Below are 20,586 nucleotides of genomic sequence, written 5' to 3' on the forward strand. Positions count from 1 at the left end.
TTCCGCTCAGGTGGTCGATCAGCGCCTGCCGGCCGTATTCGGGTACGGTAAAGACATTGATCTGAGTGATGACCCCATTGCTGGCAAGGATAATCGGCATTGCGTTCTCCTCGGGCGAGACGCGCAGGCCGATGGCGGACATTGCCGGTAAAACGCTCTCGCCAAGCCGCCGACACGTGCGCCGGTTGCTTGTCGCGGGTTCGCCATGAACGAGACGGAACTCCCCTGAGGGGAAGCAAGTGGGATTACCGATACCGCTTCTGATCCTTTTCGACCGGCCGAGTATTTGGCGACGCCCGACGCCCCGCAAGCTATCTGCGCGGATCAGTGCCCGGCGTCGGCATGTTCGTCCGGCTTGGCCGGAGCCGGCAGACCGTCGCTGTCTTCGGCCGGCACATCGGCATGGGTCTCGGCTTTCGCCTTGACCGGCTTCGACTTGAACTTGGCCAGCCAGTCGGCACCGGCGGCATCGGCGTCCGCGGCATCCTGGTTGAGTTCGGCGGTCGTCTCCGGAACGACCTCGGCTGCCGGCGCGTCGGCGCCCTTCTGGGCACCCGCCATCACCATGGATTTGATCTTGGAGAACCAGCCCTCCCCGTCGGAAGCCGGCCCGGCGGCGGGCTCCTCCTGTACCGGCTCGGCTGAAACCTCCGCCTTGGCCACCACCTCTTCGGCATGCCCGCCGGCATCGGTGGGCGCTGCGCCATCAGCAGCAGCCTCGACCGGATGGGCGGCCTTCGCATGATCGTTGGCCCCTGCCGTTTCGGCGTGACCGGCATCGCCGGCCGCAGGCGCGTCACCGCCGAGCCCGACCATGCCGAGCGCGGCCGACATCCAGCCGCCGTCCTTCTTCGCATCGCCATTCGCCGCCTCGCCATTCGCCGCATCACCGTGATCCGCCGCTGCGACCGGCACGGCCTCCCCGTCCGGCGCGGCATGCCCCTCGGGTGCTGCATGGCCCTCTTCGGCTGCCGCACCATGACCGCCGGCATCCTCGCCATGGGCGTTTTCCGCCGCCGGCTTGTCGTGACCGGCCGGCGCATGCGGATCGGCGGCTGCGCTCTCGGCCTTCGGGTTCAGGCAATCGGTGCTGTCGTCGAGCTTGGCAAACAGCGCCTTGATGTCCTTTTCCGGCATGTCGATCTTCTGGCCGTAGAATTGCCCGCCAACGCTTGCAGGCGCATCGACATAGCGCGCGGTGAAGACCTCGCTCTGCTTTTCCGGCACCTTGGCGGGATCGGGCACATAGAGCACATCGGCGCCGATCGCCCGGCCACGCATCGCGGCGCGGTCCGTCGGGCCATCGGCCGCCAGCACCACGACCTGCACCAGATCCGGCTTTTCCGCCGCATAGACCGTCTGGGCAACTCTCAACGCGGTCTTGACCCGCGTCTCGCCATCACTCGAACCGGTGGTGATATATTTGCGGACCCAGTGACGGTCCTTCTTGCGGATCTCGACCGACTGCACTTCCGTGCAGGCGAGACCGTTCAGTTCTTCGTAGGAGGGGCCGAGCAGCGCATCGGCGCCGATATAGACGGCGGCAGCCCCGGTGCCGCCGCACAGCACCAGAAATCCGCCCATGATCAGCAGAAGCTTGCGGGAAACACGCAATTTGCCCAACAACGCCTTCATACCGTCTACCCCGCCACTCAATACTCGATACGTGCGATAATGAGCATCGTATACATAAGTGGCATTGAAGAAGGCTTAACCGCTGTCTCCGCGGCAATGCCTCAATGCGGGACGGACGGTGTGGCGGCAACCCCGCCACGGCGGCGCTCCCGTCGCGCCACCACCTGTTCGCGCCAGACGGTGAACAGGCCGGCACCGACGACAATCACCGCGCCGACGATCATGTTCATCTTCAGGCTTTCGCCGAAGATCATCACCGCAAGGCTGGTGGCGAATACCAGCTGCCAATAGGTGATCGGCTGCAGCATCACGGCGCTGGCATTGTCATAGGCGCGGATCAGCGACAGATGGCCGATAATGCCGGTGCAGCAGAGCGCTCCCATCCACCCCCAGTCCTTCATTGCGATCGGCTCGAGCGTGAAGGGGGCTGCGAGGTTGAAGCCGACAAAGCCGACAAGGCACATGTAGAAGAAGCTCGTCACCGGCGGGTCATCGCGGCTGACGAGCCGGGTCAGGATGGCGTAGAACGCGCCGGCCAGCGCGCAGCCGAGCGGCAGCACCACATAGACATTGAAGCCGTCCGCGCGCGGCGACAGGATGATCAACACGCCGACCAGACCGACCAGGATGGCCGTCCAGCGGCGCCAGCCGACCTTTTCCCCGAGCAAGGGCACCGACAGCAGCGCCACCAGGATAGGCCCGGCGGCAAACACCGCCTGCGATTGCGCAAGCCCGACATAGTGGAAAGCCGAGATCGATACGGTGATCTGGGTAGCGAGCAGCACACCGCGCATCACCTGCAGGACCGGCCGCCTGGTGCGCACGGTCTGGCGGATGCCGCCGGGCGCCCGGCGTGCCAGATAAAGCGCAAAGGCGATAAAGGCCCAATAGCGGAAAAAGGCGACGACGAAGGGGGAATAGCTGTCGCCGAGATGCTTGGAGATCGCATCCTGCATCGAGAAAGTCGTATAGGCGATAAAGGCGAACAGATAGCCGAGCGGCGTCGATTTCATGGGATGGACAATGCGATTGGGGCTGGGAGGACCTTCAGACTACTATACGCTCACCGCCATTTGCCAAGGCCTTTCTTCGGCCCAGCGGTTCGCTATGCGCGCGATGTCGCCTGGTTACGATGCTTTTCGCGACGATGGCCGCCCCGCTTTTGCCCGGCAAAGAACGCCTCGTCATGCGCCATCATCGCGGCTGCATGGGCAAGCTGGGCTTCCAGCCCGCGATCGACCGGGCCGATCCGGCGGCTGGCCCGCAACAGCGCCAGCCGGACCCGCTCCGGCTCCCGGCGCAACCGCTTCAGCCGTTCCAGCGACGCAAGGGCCGCCCGCGATGCGGCCGGCGGCAGGCGTCCCTGGCGAAGGGCGCTCTGCAACGCCGCGATCGCCTCGCCGAGCGAGAGCGCCGTCAGGCCACCATCGTCGGCTCGTAGCACGGCACTGTTTGCCCTTTCGGCATAGCGCACCATCCGCAACAGCCGGTGATGCAGGCGCGCGCGCCACACAGGGGCTTGCTCCGGCGCAGGTCCGGCTCGCGCCATCTGTTCCAGTTCGCCGGCCACGAGGCCCACCAGATGCTGCAACCGCTGACGCGGGGTCAGGGGAAAAATCACCGTGTAGGCGACAAGGCCGACGGCCGGCGCCAGCACGATCGCCACCACATTGGGCAGCCAGTCGGCCAGCCCGTCCGTCAACGGATAATGTGGCTTCAGCAGCAGAAGCGAGACCATGGCATAGTCGAAGGCGTTCAGATGGGTGCGGCGATGGCCGAACAGCACGGCGCTGAACAGGATGAAGGGGACGATCAGCAACAGCACCTGCACTTCGCTGCCGGCGATCGGCCAGACGAGAAAGCGGCAGGTAAGCGCCCCGAGCGCACCATAGAACTGCCCGAGCATCACATAGCGCATCAGGATTGCGGGCGTGTCGAAGGTTGAGAAGATCGTCACCATGATCGACAGGCCAAGCATCAGGAAGGCAATTGGCTGGTAGCCTGTCACCACCCAAACCAGTCCCACCGCAAACAGGCTGAGAAAAGCGCGCAACGCGCTCTGCCGGGCGCCCACCACATCGCGGTGCAGGATCGGCGTGCTGACCGAAAGGCGGTCCTCGGCAGGGCCGCGCGGCATGCCGCGATAGGCCCGCAGGGCAGCCAGCAATCTGGCAAGCGGCCGGTACAAGTCGGATACCGGCCCGATGCGGGAAAGCGCCACTTCCAGTCTGTCGAGCGTATCGGGCGAAGACGCCCCGCCCCCGAGACCCTCGGCAACCGCCTTCAGGTCGGCGGCAGTGACACCGGGCTGCGGGCGGGTCTGCCGCCGGGCAAGGTCGAGCAGGTCGATCTGCGCCCAGAGGATCATGCGCATAGCCTGCGTCCTGCGGCGCCTTCGCAGCGAGCCTGCGGCATGCGGGTCGAGCAGTTCGTCGATCGCTGCCATCTCCGCCAGTGCGCGGCGCTCTGGCTCCGTCAGCGCGTCCGGCCCACCCCTGTCGAGACGCTGGGCCAGCGCCGACAGAACCGCGCCGGTTGCCCGGCGCATGCGTCCCACGATCGGCTCCTCGGCCGAAACAGGTGTGGTGAGCCAGCCGATCAGCACCGCAACCGCAACACCTGTCAGAATGGTGAGCGCCCGGTCGGCACCGAGCACCAGCAAGTGGTCCGGATGGCCGAAGTCGAGCAGAGACACCATGGAGGCGGAGTAGCCGGCAAGCATCGCTGCATAGGCACTGAGGCCGCGCAACAGATTGCCGCTGGCCACGCAGACAGCCATCCACAGCGCCAATCCGGCGACGAGCGGCATGGGCGCGCCATCGGCCAGCACCACGAGCCCAATACCGGCCGCAACCCCGATCAGCGTCCCAAGCGCACGGAACAGGCCTTTCTCCAGCAATTGGCCACGGGTCGGCTGCGAGGCCGCCCAGACCGTCATCGCCGCCCATTGCGGATGGTCGAGCCCCAGCAGCCAGGCAACCAGAAGCGCAATCGAGGCGGCAAGTGCCGTGCGCAATGCGAACCGAAGCCGCGGCACGTCGAAGCCAAGACGGCCAAGGACCGTGACCGGTAGGGCCGATCCGTGCATCAGTCTACGGCCTTCGTCTTGTGGTCGTCGGCGGCGATGCGGGCCTCGATCTTTGCGAACCACCCCGAGAGCTCGTCCAGCGCGCGCTCATCGAGATCCTGCAGAAGCCTTTCCTCGATGGGGCCGAGAATGGCGTCGATCTCGGCCACGCGGGCGCGGCCGAGATCGGTCAGCTGGATCTGCTTGGCCCGCCGGTCGGCGGGGTCCGTCTGGCGACGTACCAGTGCCTGCCGCTCGAGAATGTCGAGAAGCCGGACGAGACTGGATGCGTCCAGCCCCGCACGCAGCGCCAGATCCTTCTGGTGTAGCCAGCCGCCGGCCCGCGACAGATGGGTGAGCGGCGCCCAGGTGGCGTCCGTCAGCCCGGCTTCGACAAGGTGCCTGTCGAGCAGCTGGCGCCAGTGACGCGCCAGTCCGACCAGGCGGGCTCCGAATTGAAATCGCAAATTAGAGTGCATGTTTCTCTTTGAATTAAAATTATTTGGATAGCAAGTAATTCATATCGAAAATGGTTCGGCATTTACCCTGCCCGCGAATAGAGGGTGGAGCGACCCGCATCTTCCGCTATGCTCGCACCATGATCAAGGAGACAGTCATGCGATCGTTCGCGACCCTTATTTCGATGGCACTGCTGGCCATCGGCATGACGCAGACGGCCATGGCGGCAAGCCGCGATCCGCTCGTCATTCCCGCGCCGGATCTCGACGGCGGGCCGATCGAGGACGACGCGGCGATGTGGCATATTCTCGGCCTGCCGCCCGGCCGCACGCTCAACATGCGCTCCGGCCCCGGTTCACGCTTCCGCGTCATCGCCCTTCTGCCCGATGCGACCCCGGTCGAGCATCTGGGCTGCCAGGAACGGCTTGGCGAATTCTGGTGCCGTGTCGCCACGCTCGGCGCCCCGCGCATCTCCGGCTGGGTCAACGGCCGCTACGTCTCCGACGACTTCGTCCCGCCGCGCCAGTCACGGCGCCCCTGACGCGATCCACGCCCCTCGTCTGCGCTTGACCCGATCCGCCCGGACGCCATCTGCTCTTGCGGCAGCGCTCATTACCCGGCCGCATCCACAAAGGAGACGATCTTGGACAAGCAACAGCTCGAAACGGCCTACCGTGCCTATATCGACACCTTGAACGCGCGCGACTGGGACAGGCTCGGTGATTTCGTCGCCGACAGTGCACGGCACAACGGCCGTCCCTTCGGGCTTTCCGGTTACCGCACCATGCTGGAACAGGATGTCGAAGCCATTCCGGATCTCGTCTTCGGCGTCGATTTCCTTGTCATCGACCCGCCGCATGTCGCCGCGCGCCTCACCTTTCATTGCACGCCCAAGGGCGAGTTCCTCGGGCTGCCAGTCCACGGCCGCACTGTCGATTTCACCGAAAACGTCTTCTACCGCTTTCAGGACGGCCGCATTGCCGATGTCTGGTCGGTGATCGACAAGCAGGCGATCGAAGAGCAGCTCTGATCGGACCAAACCTGTCCGGACACGCCGAAAGCCGGGTCGCGGTGGGGGCAAGAGGCGTCACGCACCGCCGAACTGCGGCACGCGGAACTGCAACACGGCGGCATGCCCTGCCACCTTCGCCGCCTGCCGCATGGATGACCGGTCAACACCGCCTTGCCCTTGTCTCTCCTGGCCGATCGTGCTTTTGAACACCGAGTGCCCGCCTGCTGCCCCAAGGAGACCCGATGCCCCACGATTCCAGCCAGCTCGAAATGGTCGTGCTGATGACCCCCGACATGGCCAATTTCTCCGGCAAGGTTCACGGGGGCGCGCTTTTGAACCTGCTCGACCGAGTGGCCTATGCCTGCGCGGCGCGGTTTTCCCAGCAATATGCGGTGACGCTGTCGGTCGATCAGGTGACGTTTCGCCAGCCGATCCATGTCGGCGAACTCGTCACGTTCCGCTCGTCGATCAACCATGCCGGCCGCACCTCCATGGAGATCGGCATCCGGGTGGAAGCGGAGGATATCCGCACTGGCGAACGCCGCCACACCAACAGCTGTTATTTCACCATGGTCGCCGTGGATGCCGACGGCAGGCCGACACCGGTACCCGATCTGGTGCTCGACACCGAGGACAAGGTCCGCCGCGCCCGCCAGGCCGACGAGCGCCGCGCCCTGCGTCGCGAATTCGAGGCCCGTTTCCGCCAGTTGAAGGAAGGTGTCGACTAAGGCGCCTTCCCTTTCCGCGTCCCTACCAAGGCTTCAACCCCAGCAGCTTTTCGCCAAGCACCGTCAGTTCGGCGGGGCTGGCATTCTTCTTCTCCCATTCACGCGGGTCGCCGGGAAAGGCATCGCGTTGCGGGTGATCGCGCTCGCGCCACAGCCGGATGCGCTCCTGCCGTTCCGCCTCGTTGGCGTATTCGGCCGGATGCATGGAGATATATTGTGCCATCCGCACGCGACCGTCGGAATGGTTGGGTCGCACGCCATGCGCCAGCAGCGAGTTGAAGATCATCAGGTCGCCCGGCTCCATGTCGATATTGACCCGGGTCTGCCCGGTCATGTCCGGATGCATCGGATCGCGGTCGTCCCCTTGTGTCTTCTCCCATGCCTCGAAATGCTCGAACAGCCAGGGCACGCACTGGAAGCCGCCGACATCGCCGTCCTGCCTCTTCAGGCTCAGCACCCCCTGCACGCCGATCGGCAGCGGCCGGATGGAAGTATCGACGTCCCAGTGGATGAAGCCGTCGGCGCTGCCCTTCACCTTTTTCGGCGGATTGAGGTTGGCCCGGTCGATCGTCACCCAGAGATCCTCGCGGTCCCAGATATCGACAAAGGCATCGTAGATCCGCGGCTCCATCCGGTTGTCCCAGAGATGCTGGTGATTGTAGATCTCCAGCATGCCGGTGCCGTTCAGCTCCTTCATCTTGTGATCGCGCCGCTGCGGCGCGTACCAGGTCGAAGGATCGTCCGGGTCCTTCTCGTCGAAGGCCCAGAGGGTCTCGACCAGCCGCTCGACATTGGCGGCCGGCACCGCCTGGCGAACGATCACATAGCCGCGGGTAATCCAGTGCTGCCAGTCCTCGCGCGAAAGCACCCGCAGCGGCAGGGTCTTTTCGATGTCCTTCAACTGCGTCGTCGCGGCAGTAGTCGGATGGCTGTCGCGGATGATCCGTGCGGTGTCCATGAGGCTCTCTCCCTTGTTGTGGCCCGGAACGCCCGGGCAATGGGAAAATGCTAGACCTCCACCCCACATCCATGTTGTCCCACTCTGGCAAGTCCTGATACTATTCTGGCGTTGATCAAACCCGGAAAACAGAATGCGACCATATCTGGAGAAATTGCCGCCGATCTCGGATGCTTCCTGGTCGATGCTGAACCGGAGGCTCGACGACGGCATCCCGTTCCAGTGGCATCATCATCCCGAATACGAACTGACCCTGACGCTGAACTCGATCGGCCAACGCTTCATCGGCGACCATGTCGGCGAATACGGCCATGGCGACCTCGTGCTTGTCGGGCCGAACCTGCCGCACACTTGGTCGTCGCGTGAAAGGATCGACGCCGGCGGGCCGCATGTCGCGCTCGTCTTCTGGTTCCGCCAGGACTGGATCGACGGCTTTCTCGGAAATGCCGTTGAACTTTCGCCGATCCGCCAGCTGTTTGCCGAGGCGGCACCCGGGCTCTCCTTCGGGCCCGAGATCGGCGAGAGCCTGCGCAGCCGCTTCGAGGCGATGTTTTCGCGTCCGCCCCGCGCCCGGCTGATGGCGGTGCTCGACCTCCTGGCCGAACTTGCCGAGCAGCGCGAGCGTGGCCGCGCACAGCCGCTTGCCTCCGGGCTGCCGCCACCGACGACGGAAAGCCGCTCGCGCATCGACCGGGTGCTGAACGCGCTGCACCGGGACTATGCCGGAACGGTGCGGATGGGCGATCTTGCGGACCTCGCCGCCCTCAGCCAATCCGGGCTGCACCGGATGTTCTCCAAGCACACCCATTCCACGATATCCGCCTATCTCACCCGCCTGCGTGTCGGCGATGCCTGCGCAAGGCTGTCCGGCACCACCCAGCCGATCGCCCATATCGCCGCCGAAACGGGCTATCGCAGCCTTGCCAATTTCAACCGCCAGTTCCGCAGCCAGACCGGTATGACGCCGAGCGCCTACCGGGCCTCCTTCCGGACCTGACCGCCGCTATTCGGCAGCAAGCCGGCTCCCGTCCCAGCGCCGGAGATAGGGCAAGGCAAATAGATAGAGCCCCGTCGCCAGCAGCGGGATCAGCGGCACGAGGGCGAGCAAGCCGATCCATGGCGCCGGTATGGCCAGCATCATGGCCGCGATATTGGCGATCACGGCAACGGTAAAGGCGATCGAAAGCCAGCGGTGGATCCGGCGGATCAGGATAGGGGAAGACATGCACGAACTCCTCGTGTGACGTTTGCGGATCTTCCGACCCGGTGTAAAAAGCGCGCAGGGCGGCGCATCCCCTGCCCGACGGTCAGGGAATTTCATGACGGCGACATCGCGCCGGTGCCGGGCCCTGCGGCGGCGACTATCAGTCCAGCTTTGAGAGGACCTGTTCCAGATTGTCGAGGAAGCGCGGCCAGCCGGCCCTGGCGCCCTCAAAGAATTGCGGCCGCTCCGGTCGGAAGCCGACCTGTTCCATCCGCAGATGCGTGCCCGTTTCCGTCGGTGTCAGTGTCCAGGTGACGGTGCTGTCCAGCCCCTTGGCGTCCCAGCTGTAGGCAAGCCTGCGGTTCGGTTCCACCGTCTCGACCCGGCAGGTGACCGAGCCCCATTCCGCGCGCAGGGTGAAGGCGTGCCCGACCACGGGTGCGAATTCGTTCTTCATCAACCATTCCGCGATCAGCTGCGGCTGGGTCAGTGCCCGCCAGATCTTGTCGGGGGAATGCGCGAATTCCCGCTCGACCACCACGGACAGGGTTTCGACTTCGGCATCACTCATTGGTCCATCCTCTTCAACACGTCTTCCAGGTCGTCGAACCGGTTCTCCCAGAAGCCGGCCATGCGTTTCGTCCATTCGGCAAGCGGCGACAGGGCGCCGGGCCGCGCACTGTAATGCGTCTGCCGCCCGTCCTGGCGATCCTCGACGAGGCCCGCGAGCTTCAGCACGCCGAGGTGCTTGGACACCGCCGGCTGCGAGATCCCCGCTTCCTCGGTGAGCGCCCGCACCGTCAGTTCGCCATCGCGGCAGAGCCGCTCGAACAGCCCCCGCCGTGTCGGGTCCGCCAGCGTGCGGAACAGTATGTCGTGATCGTGGTGCATGGATATTGATAACCCGTCAGCTATGAATTAAACCCATAGCCGACGAGTTATGAATGAGTCAAGGCCGCCCAAATACAGCACACCCACGGCCGTGGACAGGGCGCGGCCGGTGAGCCAGGGTGGCGCGCAGGAGGAGATGGAAATGACGCGAGACGACCCGAGGATCGAGGCCTATTTTTCGAAAAGCGGCCGATGGCAGTCCGAACTGCAGGCGTTGCGGTCCTTGTTGTCCGAGACGCCGCTTGTCGAAGACTTCAAGTGGCGCTCGCCCTGCTACACTTTCGACGGCGCCAATGTTGCAACCATCTGGGCCATGAAGGAAGCCTGCGGGCTCTCCTTCTTCAAGGGCGTGCTGTTGAAGGATCCCGCAGGAATATTGACTGCTCCCGGCGACAATTCACGCTCTGTCAGGCTCTTCCGCTTTTCGAGCCTGGAGCAGCTGGCGCCGCACCGCGACACCCTGAAGGGCTATGTATTGGAAGCGATCGGGCTGGAGAAGGCGGGGGCGAAGGTCACCTTCGAAAAGGACGATCTTGCCTATCCGGCCGAACTGGTCGACCGGCTGGACGCCGACACGGCCCTGCGCGAAGCCTTCGAGGCGCTGACGCCCGGCCGCCGGCGCGGCTATCTCCTACATTTCACCGAGCCGAAACAGCCGGCGACCCGGACTGCGCGGATCGACAGGCATGCCGACCGTATCCTTGCCGGCAAGGGCATGCACGACCGCTGATCGCAATCCCAGACCTCAGGCTTCGGCCTCGCGCACCGCGATCTCGGCCATGGCCAAGGCAGCCTCGCGGGTCTTGGCGGCGGCGATGAAGCGGCCATTGTGGCAGAAGCTGGCGCCGGGCACGCCGCTTGCGGCCTCCAGCTCGCCGTTGGTGAGCCCCGCCCAGGCAGCCGGCAGGTCGGCGCGAAGTTCGAACCCCTCGTCGGCACGGCGAATGCCGGTCAGGCACCAGTCCTTGTCGCGCGGATGGACGACGAACAGCAGATGGTCGGCGCCGGCCTTCACCACCGCCGGCCGGAAGGGCATGCCCATCGGCAGTTCGAGGATCCGGCCTTCACCGGCGGCCGTGATCGCCTGCTGCACCAGCCCCTCGGCCCGCAATTTCGCGTCGCTGCGGGCGATCGCCGCCTCGACGAAGCTGCGCGCAATGGCAAGGGCGGCATGAAAGCCCCGCGTCTCGGCTTCGGGATCGGTGTCGTCGAACACCGGCTTCAGGGTTTCCAGCAGCACCGGCAGCGTCAGGTTCGACAATGGTCCGGCAACCGAGGGGCTGACCGCGCCATTGTCCATCAGGTCGATCGGCAGCACGAAGCGCGCGTCGAACGAGGCATGGATGGCGTCCACATGCGCCGCCGGAACGCCGAAGGCCGCCAGATAGTCGCGGCCGAAATGCTTCCAGATCAGACCGAACGAGCTGTAGGGCTGGCCGTCGTCGCGCAGCGGCGCGCCGCGCTGGTGATGGTCGAAGATCCGAGCTTCGGCGTCATAGGCGCCGCCGACATCGTAGATGATCCGGTCGTCGCCCGGCGTGATCCATTCCTTGGCCCGGCTGCGCAGGATCTCCGCCTTTGGAAAAAGACGGGTGAGAATGACGCTGGACAGCAGTTCGTCGGCATGGAAGCCACCGGAATGGGTGACGAGGTGGTTTGGGATCATGCCGGGATGCGCCTTGCTGTTGACGAGGAAACGAGGACCTCCAGATAGCCCGCGCCGCCGGCCATCTCAACCCGTCACCTGTGCTTTCGACGAGACAGTCGCGCGCCGTCTTGCGCCAGGGCCGCAGCCTTCGGCCGGCATCGGCAGCCCGAGGCCTACAGCGTCCCCAGCTCGATCCGGCTGCCGTCGAAGAAGCGCGAGAGGCGGAAGGCGGTGGGATCGACGCAAGGAGTGGCACCGCTGACGAGATCGGCCGCAAGCCGCCCTGCCCCCGGCCCGATGCCGAAACCATGGCCGGAAAATCCGGTGGCGATGAAGAAGCCGGGCACCTTGTCGACCGGCGAGATCACCGGCACGGCGTCCGGCGTGACATCGATGAGCCCCGCCCAGCGCTGCGCAATCCGCGCACGGGCAAACACCGGATAGGCCGCCTTTAGCTTGGCCAGCGCGTGATCGGTCAGTTTCGGCACCGGTGTCGGGTCCATCACCCGGATACGCTCGAAGGGGCTCTCCTCGTCGAGCCGCCAGCCCTTCATCCAACCGGCCTCCTCGATAAAGCGGGGACCGAGCCGCAGCTTCATCGCATGCCATTCCGCCTTCAGCGCCGGTATGAATTTCAGCCCGTAGCGAAAACTGTCCGGCACGATATCGGCAATATTGTCGCTCGGAGAGGCAACGGTATAGCCGCCGTCCTGGCGCCTGCGGAAGGCGAAGTCCTTGGCAAACAGCGTCTCCTCCGGCCCGCCCTCTATTGGTGTCGTGCGGATCACCGTGTTGACGATTTTCAGCTGCGGCAGGTCGACGCCGAGGGAACGGGAAAACAGGCTCGACCAGGACCCGCCGGCAAGCAGCACCGAGGAACAGGCGATCGGGCCGCGCTCGGTCACCACGCCCGAGATCCGGCCGCCGGCCGTCTCCACCCCGCGCACCGCGCACCGGGTGAGGATATGGGCACCCGCCTCGCGCGCCGCCTCGGCGATCGCAGGCGCCGCCTTCTGCGGCTCGGCGCGCCCGTCGGCCGCGGTGTGCAGCGCGCTGCGCACATCAAGCTTCAGGCCGGGATAGAGTTCGGAAAACTCCCTCTGCCCGATCATCTGCGAGGCCAGCTGGTATTGTCGAAGTTCGTCCGGCCAGCGCTCGTTGCTCGCTTCGTCCCGGTCGCTCTGGCTCTGGAAGACAATGCCGCATTGGCGGTAGCCGGTGTCGCGGCGCACCCGCTTGTCGAGCCCGCTCCAGATGCGGATCGCCTCGGCTGCCAGCGGCACCTCGCGCGGATCGCGCTGCGAGATCCTGACCCAACCCCAGTTGCGGCTCGACTGTTCTTGCCCGATGCCACCCTTCTCGCAGAGCGCCACCGAGATGCCGCGCTCGGCAAGCTCCAGCGCCGCCGACGCGCCGATGATGCCGCCGCCGATGACGACCACATCGACCGTCTGCGGCAACGCCTCATCGCCTTGAACGGGAACGACCTGCGGACCGGGCATCGGCAACTCCATGCTTGGGGGCCTGCTGCCGGCCGCCGGAAGAAGCCCGGACTGTAGCAGCAGGAAAGCCGCGTCGTCACCCTTGCGTCCTGGGGGCGGGCCTGCGCAGCTGTGGATGGCTTGCGAAACCCGTGGGGATCCAGATTCGCTACAGGGCCGACACGCGGTTGCGGCCGGCGCGTTTCGACAGATAGAGCCCCTCATCCGCACGTTTCAGGATATCGCTGGAAAGCCGGTCCGGCGCACCGAATTGGCTGACCCCGCCGCTGATCGTCGATTGACAGCGCAGCTGCTGATGCAAGACGATCGGAACATCCGCGCGCAGCCGGTCGGCGATTTGCAGAGCGTCCTCGCGGTGAGTCCCGGGCATGACCACGACGAATTCATCGCCGCCGAACCGGGCGATCACATCGCTCTGGCGCAGATGCTGCCGGCAAAGTCTTGCAATTTCGACCAGAGCGGCATCGCCCATGTGATGTCCGAGCTCGTCGTTCAGCCGCTTGAAATTGTCGAGGTCGAAGACCAGCACCGATGTCTGGGTCTGTTCCTGCTCGAAGAGCGCCAGCCGCTGATCCAGGGTTTCGATCAGCTTGCGCCGATTGTAGAGGCCAGTCAGCGCATCTGTCTCGCTCAGTTGCCGCAGCTGGTGCTGGATCTCGTTCTTCTCGGTGATATTGCTCGCGACCCAGACCACGGCCGCCTCGCCTTCCACCTCGAACTGCAGCGCCTGCACGCGGCCCTCGAACCAGATGGGATGATCGGGACCGTCGCCGGCGCCCTTCACGTCTCGACCGCTGAGTTCATATTCGACGATATGCAGCTCACCGCTCTGCAGAGCCTTTTCGATCTCGGTGGCAAACCACTGCGCCTTCTCCTCCTTCAGCACATCGAACATGTTGAGCCCGATAAGACCGCTGCCGTCGTGATAATGCCGGACATCCTTGCCGCCGAATATGGCGGCATAGCGCCCGCTGCGGGTAAGAATGAAGGCTGGGTCCGGAAGGGAGGAGAGGATCGACGTCAATTGCTGCTGCGTAAACAAGGAAGCCCTTCCCCATCGTTTAACTCCAACACGCCTCATGGCGCGCACGCGGCCGGACGCCTGCCGCTCATACCGCTGCCGCCCGCCGTGAATCGCACTCTGCCATCGAAGCATTTCACTTTTCTAAATCCCGCCTGCGCCATAAAACGTGGTCGCAGTTGACGGTCACTTGCTACGGAGACGAAACAGATGGTGCCGCTCGTCACGCCACCCAAGCTGAAGCTCTCGAGGCTGCGCGATATCGGTTGGACGATCTGGGACCCGATCGGCCTGCTGGCACCCTCGGAGCGGTGGGACGAAGGCGAAGCGCTGGCCTTCGCGGACGAATATGACAACTATCTGCGCGAGGCGGCCGGGCTGTTGCGGCGCGGCACCCCTGCCGAAGACGTCGTAAGGCTCCTCGTCGCTGTCGAGACCAGTCGCATGGGGCTGGCGGAGCGGCCGGACACGGTCAACCGGGCCCGACTGAGCCTGCCGCCGCCACCGGCATTTCCCCGCACACCGACGGAGGAACGCGCCACGTCGGTCGCGGCGCGAGGGCCCAAGGCGGACTGACGCTTCGGGCAGCACGGCCGGCCGACCCGGCCCGAGCTGGTGGAGGGGAGAAAGGAAGAAACAGCATGCGGACGATCAGGATTATCGAGCATATCTCGCTGGACGGGGTGATCCAGGCACCGGGCGGGCCCGACGAGGACCGGGACAGCGGTTTCGCGCACGGCGGCTGGGCGATGCGCTATGGCGACCCCGTGGTCCGGACAGCGATCGAAGCAGCGCATGGCGAAGGCTTCGACCTGCTGCTTGGCCGGCGGACCTACGACATCTGGAGCGGCTACTGGCCACACGCAGCGCCCGGGCCTATGGCCGACAGCTTCAACCGGGCGGTCAAGTTCGTCGCCACGCACAGGCCGGACAGCCTGAGCTGGGGACCGGTGGAGCCGCTGGGTCCGGACCCCGCCGCAAGCCTCAGGGCCATCAAGGCGAAAGACGGCGCCGATATCGTCGTCTGGGGATCGTCGTCGCTGCCAGCAATGCTGCTGGAAAACGGGCTTGCCGACGAGGTCGTGCTGCTGGTCTATCCCGTCATGCTCGGCACCGGAAAACGGATCTTCACCGAGCGGGCATCCCCCTCTGCGCTGACGCTTCTGGAGAGCCGGCAGGGCGAGAGCGGTGTGGTCGTCAACCGCTACGCGCCCTCAGCTCCGCCGCCTGCCGGTGCTGGCTGAGAGGGCAAGCGGGCCGCCTCAGGCGACCCGGATGCCCTCGCGCCAGATCATCTTCGGGAAGGGATGGCCTTCGAAGAGCCCGATATGGACCAGGTCGGCGCGGCGGCCGGCCGTGATCTCGCCGCGATCGGCAAGTCCGGCGGCCTCCGCCGGCGCCTTGGCGACCATGCGGATCGCTGCCGGAAGGTCCTCGGCAAAATCGGTGCTATCGGTAATCAGGAAGGCGGCGTCGAGCATCGAACGCGGCACATAGTCGGAGGCAAGAATGTCGAGCAGTCCCTCGTCCATCAGCTCCTTCATCGCGACATTGCCCGATTGCGACTGGCCCCGCAGGATATTCGGCGCACCGCCGACCGTTGCCATGCCGCGAAGGCGCGCCTCGCGGGCCGCCTCCAGCGAGCAGGGAAATTCGGAAATCGCCACGCCCTCGTCGGCGGCCAGGTCGACATGGGCGATATCGGTATCGTCATGGCTGAGCAGCGGCAGGCCGCGGGCCTTGGCAAGCGCCACGACCTCGGGCCGGACCTTGCGGCCGATCTCGCTCTTTTCCGCGATCATCGCCATCACCTGATCGCGGGTCGTCTCGACGCCCTGGTCCCGAATATCGGCCATGCGGGCGATATAGCCCTCGAGATCACGGGTCTGGCGGATGCCGGGCAGGTGTTCCATCACCGAGGCAATTCTCACCAGCGGGTGATCGATGACCTCCTGCACCAGCGCCGGCGTCTTCGGGTCGATCACCTCGCAGCGCAGATGCACGAGGTGCTGGGCGCGCAGCATGCCGCCGGCGGTTGCCCGCTCCAGCGCGTCGATCATCGGCTTCAGGATCTCGGAGCGGCGGCTGTCGCCCTCGGCATTGCCGACGGCCAGGCTGTCGAACACGGTGGTCACGCCGCCACCGATGATCTGCGCGTCATGGGCGAGCGCCGCCCGGACATAATCCCAGCGCACATGGAAGCGCGGGAAGATGTGCTTTTCGAAATGATCGGTGTGCAGGTCGACGAGGCCCGGGATCAGGTAGTCGCCGCCAAGGTCGAGGGCGCCCGCCGGCACCGCGGCACCGCTCTCCTCGACCGCCTCGATCCGCCCGTCGCGCACGACGAGCGAACCGAGGACGATCCGGTCAACAAGCACGAGTTTCGCGTTGGCAAGCACCAGCGGCGTGCCGGCCCCGGTCGGGTCATCCTGTGTCGTCATTGTGATTCCCTTGGCGACGCCGTGGCGCCGATGTCGATTTGCCTGGATTGCTTGTAGCGGCAGATAGCGCCGGTTGATGTCAGTTCCATGTCAGGGAAGCGCCAGGCGATATCCGGATATCGCCTCGCACCCTGCCCCCTCACCCCTGAGCACCGCCACCTTTGCCGAAGCGGTCCCGCCAGGCCGGCTGGGCGCCGGGATAGGGCAGCGCCGTCGCCGCATGCACGCCGCGGGCGATGGCGCGCGCCATGACGAGCGTCGAGAGATGGCAGAGTTCCATGAATTCGGCTGGATCGGCGAGCGCGCGGGCGCCGGTTGCGGCCGAGAAGATCGTGTCGCCATCTCCCGGCAGATGGGTCGGCAGCACGGCGCGGGCAAGCCCATCATGCGCCATGATCGACAGACGGTGGGTCTCGGCCTTGGTCAGCACCGCATCGGTGACCACGGCACCGATGGTGGTGGCCGTCAGCGTGACGCCCTTGGCGCGCAGGCGGATGTCCTCGGCGGCGAATGTCTGCGGCAGGCCGTGACCACCAAATTCGCCGCCCTGCTCGAAGGGGGCGGCCCAGAAGTGTCGGCCGTCGCCGACGGTCGCCGAGCCCATGGCGTTGACGGCGACAAGGGCGGCGATCGTCGTGCCGCGCGTGGTAAGCGCGCTTGCCGAACCGAGGCCGCCTTTCAGGGTGGCGGTCGTGGCGCCGGTGCCGGCACCGACGCTGCCGAGCGGAAAGCGATCGTGCAGCGCATCCTGGAAGGCGGCATAGCCCATGTCGCGATAGGGCGACTGGAGGCCCCAGTCCTTGTTGCCGCCGTTCAGCAGGTCCATCAGGATCGCCTGCGGGACGATCGGCACCCGCGCGGAGCCGACGGGAAAGCCCCGACCGACCGCGCGAAGCCCCGCCTGCACCCCGCCGGCTGCATCAAGCCCAAAGGCCGAGCCGCCTGATAGCACGAAGGCATCGACCTGGCTCACGGTCATCGCCGGATCGAGCAGCGCCGTGTCGCGTCCGCCGGGGGCACCGCCGAGCACCGAGCCGGAGGCCGTCACGGGCTTGTCGAAGAGGATCACGGTAACGCCGGAGCCGAGCGACAGATCGGTCGCGTGGCCGACGAAGACCCCTGCAATGTCGGTGATCAGATTATCGGGCCCAGGCATCGGCACATCCTTTCGTCCCGGTATCGCGGGAGGTTGCTGCGGTTTTAGGGGAAGGCGGGCGGACCTGCCAAGGCCAAAAACGCGCGCACGTTCTCGATCTTCGCAGGCTTTGCGGATTGACCGGCAGCCATCGAACGGCAATATTGGCCGCGATGGTTCCTTGACCTTAAAGGATCAAAAGGGAACACGGTGCGGACTACCCATCAGGGACCAAAACCGTGGCTGCCCCCGCAACTGTAAGCGACGAGCTTCGTCCAGATGCCACTGGTGTTCATGCCACCGGGAAGGCGGACGACGCGACGACCCGCGAGCCAGGAGACCTGCCATCACCGGACGTCAGAACAGAGATCATCGGACGGGGTGTTCCGGTGAGGCGAGCTATTCGCTTTCTCTGGGATGGCAGTGGACGTCAAACAAGAGAGTAGCATGTTCAACGTATTGTCACGCCTTTTCGGCGAGGGGGCCCCGGACCTGAAGGCCCGCCTCGTCATCATCTATGCCTTTCTCGCGGTTCTCAATATCGGTGCCTGGATCTGGGCACTGCTGGCCTTTCGCGACACGCCGGCCATGCTCGGCATCGCGCTGGTAATCTATGGTCTTGGACTTCGCCATGCGGTGGATGCCGACCATATCGCCGCAATCGACAATGTCACCCGCAAACTGATGCAGATGAAGCAGAGGCCTGTATCGGTCGGCTTCTTCTTCGCTCTCGGTCATGCCGCGGTGGTGGTGATTGTCGCCGTGGCGGTGGCGCTCGCCACCAGCATGCTCGGCCGGTTCGAAAGCTTTCGCGAAGTCGGCGGCGTGATCAGCACCAGCATCTCGGCGCTGTTCCTGTTCGTCATCGCCGCGATGAACATCGTCATTTTCGTCTCGATCTATCGCAGCTATCGGCGGATTCGGGCGGGCGGCACCTATGTCGAGGAGGACCTCGACATGCTGCTTGCCAATCGGGGAATTCTGTCGCGGATCTTCAAGCCGATGTTCAGGCTGGTCACGCGATCCTGGCACATGTTCCCGCTCGGCTTTTTGTTCGGCCTCGGCTTCGACACGGCAACCGAGGTCGCGATGCTGTCGATGTCGGCGAGCCAGGCGGCGAACGGCATGCCGCTGGAGGCGATCCTGGTGCTGCCGGTGCTGTTTGCCGCCGGCATGTCGCTGATCGACACCACCGACGGCGTGATGATGCTCGGCGCCTATGAATGGGCCTTCGTCAAGCCGATGCGCAAGCTCTATTACAACATGACGATCACGCTGGTGTCGGTGCTGGTGGCGCTGTTGATCGGCGGGGTCGAGGCGCTCGGCCTGATCGGCGACAAGCTTGGCTTTTCCGGCAGTGCCTTCGATGCGGTGCAGGCGCTGAACGACAATTTCAACAATCTCGGCTTTGCCGTGATCGGCGTCTTCCTGGCCGCCTGGCTGATTTCCTGGGTCATCTACAAGCTCCGGCGGCTGGACGACATCGAGGTGCGGATTGCCGGCTGACGGCGGCACCTTCCAGTCGTGTTCCCGAAGGCGCTTCCCGCGTGACGTGCGGGCGCTCTCGGGCAATTGGCGAAAAGCGCCACGCAGCGCTTTCCTTGGCGGCGCATTTGGTCTTTTATGGCGACCGAATGAGGGATGCGGCGGCCGATCCGAGGAGTGAGGCCGTCCGCGAACAAGAGGAGGAATTCATGACCCGATTGATCGGCCGCTCGGCCATTGCTGCCCTGGGACTGCTGTCCGTTTCGCTCGCCCCGATGGCGGCGAAGGCCGACGAGTTCATCAATGTGCTGACCGGCGGCACATCCGGCGTCTACTATCCGCTGGGTGCGGCGCTGTCGAAGATCTACGGCGAGAAGATCGAGGGCGTGCGCACGCAGGTGCAGTCGACCAAGGCTTCGGTGGAAAACCTCAACCTGCTGCAGCAGGGCAAGGGCGAGATCGGCTTTGCCCTGGGGGACAGCGTCAAGCTCGCCTGGGAAGGCGACAAGGATGCGGGCTTTACCAAGAAGCTCGACAAGCTGCGCGGCATTGCCGCCATCTATCCGAATTACATCCAGATCGTCGCTTCGAAGGAATCGGGCATCACCTCGCTTGCCGACCTGAAGGGCAAGAGCATCTCGGTCGGCGCGCCGAAATCCGGCACCGAACTGAATGCCCGCGCGATCTTCGCCGCCAGCGGCATGAGCTATGACGATCTCGGCAAGACCGAATATCTGCCCTTTGCCGAATCGGTCGAGCTGATCAAGAACCGCCAGCTCGACGCGACGCTGCAGTCGGCCGGCCTCGGGGTGGCCTCGATCAAGGATCTGGCGACGTCCCTCGACATCCAGGTCGTCTCCGTGCCGGAGGATGTGGTGACCAAGCTCGGCGCGCCCTATATCGCCGCCACCATTCCGGCCGGTACCTACAAGGGTCAGGACCAGGACGTGCCGACGGTCGCCGTCGTCAACTTCCTCGTCACCAGCACCAATGTCTCGGACGATCTGGCCTACCAGATGACCAAGCAGCTGTTTGAAAATCTGCCGGAAATGGAAGCCGCCCACAAGGCAGCGGCGCAGATCAAGCTCGAAAACGCGCTGAAGGGCATGCCGGTGCCGCTGCATCCGGGTGCCGAGCGCTACTACAAGGAAAAGGGCCTGCTCTGATTGGCCCCGGTCCGGCCAAGGTGTCTGACCGAAAGTGCGTGCGTGGCCTGAAGTCGCGACAGCCTCGCGCCATTCAAGAGTTGTGAAAAAGCTGAAGCGCCGCAGGTCGAAAGACGGCGGCGCTTTTGTCTGCGAACGCTCTCGCTGAAGCGAGGCGATATGTCAGGACTTGATGCCCAAGCTGACATTGAGGGTGTCCGCAGCCATCGTGGTTGTTGTGCCAGGCAGCAGAAT

General features: G+C 65.1%; 22 protein-coding genes and 1 riboswitch. Of the genes, 9 read left to right on the forward strand and 13 right to left on the reverse strand.

Annotation, left to right across the window (positions count from 1 at the left end):
* Nucleotides 1–324: 324 nt before the first annotated feature.
* From J2Z17_RS02245 to J2Z17_RS02260, 4 genes are all read right to left on the reverse strand, one after another.
* The gene (locus tag J2Z17_RS02245; protein WP_209941814.1) at nucleotides 325–1,635 is read right to left on the reverse strand and encodes a prolipoprotein diacylglyceryl transferase; all 1,311 of its coding nucleotides are present in this window, start codon (nucleotides 1,633–1,635) and stop codon (nucleotides 325–327) included.
* Nucleotides 1,636–1,736: 101 nt separating this feature from the next.
* Complete coding sequence (locus J2Z17_RS02250; protein WP_209941816.1) at nucleotides 1,737–2,648, reverse strand: DMT family transporter; 912 nt, start codon at nucleotides 2,646–2,648, stop codon at nucleotides 1,737–1,739.
* A 92-nt stretch (nucleotides 2,649–2,740) separates the two neighbouring features.
* Complete coding sequence (locus J2Z17_RS02255; RefSeq protein ID WP_209941818.1) at nucleotides 2,741–4,723, reverse strand: FUSC family protein; 1,983 nt, start codon at nucleotides 4,721–4,723, stop codon at nucleotides 2,741–2,743.
* Nucleotides 4,723–5,169: a MarR family winged helix-turn-helix transcriptional regulator gene (locus J2Z17_RS02260; protein ID WP_209941820.1), complete on the reverse strand. Its 447-nt coding sequence runs from the start codon at nucleotides 5,167–5,169 to the stop codon at nucleotides 4,723–4,725. Before J2Z17_RS02260 ends, J2Z17_RS02255 begins: the two co-directional genes overlap by 1 nt.
* Nucleotides 5,170–5,318: 149 nt before the next feature.
* On the opposite strand from J2Z17_RS02260, the gene J2Z17_RS02265 reads away from it, so the two are divergent.
* The 3 genes from J2Z17_RS02265 to J2Z17_RS02275 all read left to right on the forward strand — a co-directional run bounded on the left by J2Z17_RS02265 (nucleotide 5,319) and on the right by J2Z17_RS02275 (nucleotide 6,901).
* Entirely contained in the window at nucleotides 5,319–5,702 is a 384-nt protein-coding gene (locus J2Z17_RS02265; RefSeq protein WP_209941822.1) for an SH3 domain-containing protein, read from the forward strand.
* 102 nt (nucleotides 5,703–5,804) lie between these two features.
* Nucleotides 5,805–6,191, forward strand: coding sequence for an ester cyclase (locus J2Z17_RS02270; protein WP_209941824.1), 387 nt, complete (start codon nucleotides 5,805–5,807; stop codon nucleotides 6,189–6,191).
* A 224-nt stretch (nucleotides 6,192–6,415) separates the two neighbouring features.
* A complete protein-coding gene (locus J2Z17_RS02275; protein WP_245223804.1) occupies nucleotides 6,416–6,901 on the forward strand; it encodes an acyl-CoA thioesterase in 486 nt (161 codons plus the stop codon).
* Between the two features lie 22 nt (nucleotides 6,902–6,923).
* On the opposite strand, the gene J2Z17_RS02280 is transcribed toward J2Z17_RS02275, so the two are convergent.
* Nucleotides 6,924–7,859: a phytanoyl-CoA dioxygenase family protein gene (locus J2Z17_RS02280; protein WP_209941826.1), complete on the reverse strand. Its 936-nt coding sequence runs from the start codon at nucleotides 7,857–7,859 to the stop codon at nucleotides 6,924–6,926.
* A 133-nt stretch (nucleotides 7,860–7,992) separates the two neighbouring features.
* Between J2Z17_RS02280 and J2Z17_RS02285 the strand changes: the two genes are divergently transcribed.
* The gene (locus J2Z17_RS02285) at nucleotides 7,993–8,856 is read left to right on the forward strand and encodes a helix-turn-helix domain-containing protein (protein WP_209941827.1); all 864 of its coding nucleotides are present in this window, start codon (nucleotides 7,993–7,995) and stop codon (nucleotides 8,854–8,856) included.
* 6 nt (nucleotides 8,857–8,862) lie between these two features.
* Here J2Z17_RS02285 and J2Z17_RS02290 read toward each other — a convergent pair whose 3' ends face one another.
* The 3 genes from J2Z17_RS02290 to J2Z17_RS02300 all read right to left on the reverse strand — a co-directional run bounded on the left by J2Z17_RS02290 (nucleotide 8,863) and on the right by J2Z17_RS02300 (nucleotide 9,954).
* A complete protein-coding gene (locus J2Z17_RS02290; protein WP_209941829.1) occupies nucleotides 8,863–9,084 on the reverse strand; it encodes a hypothetical protein in 222 nt (73 codons plus the stop codon).
* 139 nt (nucleotides 9,085–9,223) lie between these two features.
* Nucleotides 9,224–9,634, reverse strand: a complete 411-nt coding sequence (locus J2Z17_RS02295) for an SRPBCC family protein (protein ID WP_209941831.1) — start codon at nucleotides 9,632–9,634, stop codon at nucleotides 9,224–9,226.
* Complete coding sequence (locus tag J2Z17_RS02300) at nucleotides 9,631–9,954, reverse strand: ArsR/SmtB family transcription factor (RefSeq protein WP_209941832.1); 324 nt, start codon at nucleotides 9,952–9,954, stop codon at nucleotides 9,631–9,633. Before J2Z17_RS02300 ends, J2Z17_RS02295 begins: the two co-directional genes overlap by 4 nt.
* A gap of 142 nt (nucleotides 9,955–10,096) precedes the next feature.
* Here J2Z17_RS02300 and J2Z17_RS02305 point away from each other — a divergent pair, with 142 nt between their 5' ends.
* On the forward strand, nucleotides 10,097–10,684 hold the full coding sequence (locus J2Z17_RS02305) for a YdeI/OmpD-associated family protein (RefSeq protein ID WP_209941833.1): 588 nt from the start codon (nucleotides 10,097–10,099) through the stop codon (nucleotides 10,682–10,684).
* A gap of 15 nt (nucleotides 10,685–10,699) precedes the next feature.
* On the opposite strand, the gene J2Z17_RS02310 is transcribed toward J2Z17_RS02305, so the two are convergent.
* The 3 genes from J2Z17_RS02310 to J2Z17_RS02320 all read right to left on the reverse strand — a co-directional run bounded on the left by J2Z17_RS02310 (nucleotide 10,700) and on the right by J2Z17_RS02320 (nucleotide 14,146).
* Nucleotides 10,700–11,620, reverse strand: coding sequence for an MYG1 family protein (locus J2Z17_RS02310; RefSeq protein ID WP_209941834.1), 921 nt, complete (start codon nucleotides 11,618–11,620; stop codon nucleotides 10,700–10,702).
* Nucleotides 11,621–11,775: 155 nt separating this feature from the next.
* On the reverse strand, nucleotides 11,776–13,104 hold the full coding sequence (locus J2Z17_RS02315; RefSeq protein ID WP_209941841.1) for an NAD(P)/FAD-dependent oxidoreductase: 1,329 nt from the start codon (nucleotides 13,102–13,104) through the stop codon (nucleotides 11,776–11,778).
* Between the two features lie 148 nt (nucleotides 13,105–13,252).
* Nucleotides 13,253–14,146 carry a sensor domain-containing diguanylate cyclase gene (locus J2Z17_RS02320; RefSeq protein WP_245223805.1) on the reverse strand — a complete coding sequence of 298 codons (894 nt, stop codon included), beginning with the start codon at nucleotides 14,144–14,146 and terminating at the stop codon, nucleotides 13,253–13,255.
* A gap of 189 nt (nucleotides 14,147–14,335) precedes the next feature.
* On the opposite strand from J2Z17_RS02320, the gene J2Z17_RS02325 reads away from it, so the two are divergent.
* Complete coding sequence (locus J2Z17_RS02325) at nucleotides 14,336–14,701, forward strand: hypothetical protein (protein WP_209941843.1); 366 nt, start codon at nucleotides 14,336–14,338, stop codon at nucleotides 14,699–14,701.
* Nucleotides 14,702–14,766: 65 nt separating this feature from the next.
* The gene (locus tag J2Z17_RS02330) at nucleotides 14,767–15,369 is read left to right on the forward strand and encodes a dihydrofolate reductase family protein (protein ID WP_209941844.1); all 603 of its coding nucleotides are present in this window, start codon (nucleotides 14,767–14,769) and stop codon (nucleotides 15,367–15,369) included.
* A gap of 18 nt (nucleotides 15,370–15,387) precedes the next feature.
* On the opposite strand, the gene J2Z17_RS02335 is transcribed toward J2Z17_RS02330, so the two are convergent.
* The gene (locus J2Z17_RS02335; protein ID WP_209941845.1) at nucleotides 15,388–16,566 is read right to left on the reverse strand and encodes an alpha-D-ribose 1-methylphosphonate 5-triphosphate diphosphatase; all 1,179 of its coding nucleotides are present in this window, start codon (nucleotides 16,564–16,566) and stop codon (nucleotides 15,388–15,390) included.
* Nucleotides 16,567–16,705: 139 nt separating this feature from the next.
* On the reverse strand, nucleotides 16,706–17,722 hold the full coding sequence (locus tag J2Z17_RS02340; protein WP_209941847.1) for a P1 family peptidase: 1,017 nt from the start codon (nucleotides 17,720–17,722) through the stop codon (nucleotides 16,706–16,708).
* A gap of 136 nt (nucleotides 17,723–17,858) precedes the next feature.
* A riboswitch (cobalamin riboswitch) is annotated at nucleotides 17,859–18,064 on the forward strand.
* An 84-nt stretch (nucleotides 18,065–18,148) separates the two neighbouring features.
* On the opposite strand from J2Z17_RS02340, the gene J2Z17_RS02345 reads away from it, so the two are divergent.
* Both J2Z17_RS02345 and J2Z17_RS02350 read left to right on the forward strand, forming a co-directional pair.
* Nucleotides 18,149–19,207: a HoxN/HupN/NixA family nickel/cobalt transporter gene (locus tag J2Z17_RS02345; RefSeq protein ID WP_209941849.1), complete on the forward strand. Its 1,059-nt coding sequence runs from the start codon at nucleotides 18,149–18,151 to the stop codon at nucleotides 19,205–19,207.
* A gap of 200 nt (nucleotides 19,208–19,407) precedes the next feature.
* Complete coding sequence (locus tag J2Z17_RS02350) at nucleotides 19,408–20,352, forward strand: TAXI family TRAP transporter solute-binding subunit (RefSeq protein WP_377299951.1); 945 nt, start codon at nucleotides 19,408–19,410, stop codon at nucleotides 20,350–20,352.
* Nucleotides 20,353–20,586: the final 234 nt, after the last annotated feature.

This window comes from Heterorhizobium halophytocola, from assembly GCF_017873095.1.
In the GTDB taxonomy this organism is placed as follows: Bacteria; Pseudomonadota; Alphaproteobacteria; order Rhizobiales; family Rhizobiaceae; genus Allorhizobium; species Allorhizobium halophytocola.

Coding starts and splice junctions, on each gene's coding strand:
- J2Z17_RS02280 (WP_209941826.1), bottom strand. CDS start 7,859: ATGGACACCGCACGGATCATCCGCGACAGCCATCCGACTACTGCCGCG.
- J2Z17_RS02300 (WP_209941832.1), bottom strand. CDS start 9,954: ATGCACCACGATCACGACATACTGTTCCGCACGCTGGCGGACCCGACA.
- J2Z17_RS02250 (WP_209941816.1), bottom strand. CDS start 2,648: ATGAAATCGACGCCGCTCGGCTATCTGTTCGCCTTTATCGCCTATACG.
- J2Z17_RS02245 (WP_209941814.1), bottom strand. CDS start 1,635: ATGAAGGCGTTGTTGGGCAAATTGCGTGTTTCCCGCAAGCTTCTGCTG.
- J2Z17_RS02315 (WP_209941841.1), bottom strand. CDS start 13,104: ATGCCCGGTCCGCAGGTCGTTCCCGTTCAAGGCGATGAGGCGTTGCCG.
- J2Z17_RS02305 (WP_209941833.1), top strand. CDS start 10,097: ATGACGCGAGACGACCCGAGGATCGAGGCCTATTTTTCGAAAAGCGGC.
- J2Z17_RS02285 (WP_209941827.1), top strand. CDS start 7,993: ATGCGACCATATCTGGAGAAATTGCCGCCGATCTCGGATGCTTCCTGG.
- J2Z17_RS02265 (WP_209941822.1), top strand. CDS start 5,319: ATGCGATCGTTCGCGACCCTTATTTCGATGGCACTGCTGGCCATCGGC.
- J2Z17_RS02345 (WP_209941849.1), top strand. CDS start 18,149: ATGTTCAACGTATTGTCACGCCTTTTCGGCGAGGGGGCCCCGGACCTG.
- J2Z17_RS02255 (WP_209941818.1), bottom strand. CDS start 4,723: ATGCACGGATCGGCCCTACCGGTCACGGTCCTTGGCCGTCTTGGCTTC.
- J2Z17_RS02335 (WP_209941845.1), bottom strand. CDS start 16,566: ATGACGACACAGGATGACCCGACCGGGGCCGGCACGCCGCTGGTGCTT.
- J2Z17_RS02310 (WP_209941834.1), bottom strand. CDS start 11,620: ATGATCCCAAACCACCTCGTCACCCATTCCGGTGGCTTCCATGCCGAC.
- J2Z17_RS02325 (WP_209941843.1), top strand. CDS start 14,336: ATGGTGCCGCTCGTCACGCCACCCAAGCTGAAGCTCTCGAGGCTGCGC.
- J2Z17_RS02340 (WP_209941847.1), bottom strand. CDS start 17,722: ATGCCTGGGCCCGATAATCTGATCACCGACATTGCAGGGGTCTTCGTC.
- J2Z17_RS02295 (WP_209941831.1), bottom strand. CDS start 9,634: ATGAGTGATGCCGAAGTCGAAACCCTGTCCGTGGTGGTCGAGCGGGAA.
- J2Z17_RS02275 (WP_245223804.1), top strand. CDS start 6,416: ATGCCCCACGATTCCAGCCAGCTCGAAATGGTCGTGCTGATGACCCCC.
- J2Z17_RS02330 (WP_209941844.1), top strand. CDS start 14,767: ATGCGGACGATCAGGATTATCGAGCATATCTCGCTGGACGGGGTGATC.
- J2Z17_RS02290 (WP_209941829.1), bottom strand. CDS start 9,084: ATGTCTTCCCCTATCCTGATCCGCCGGATCCACCGCTGGCTTTCGATC.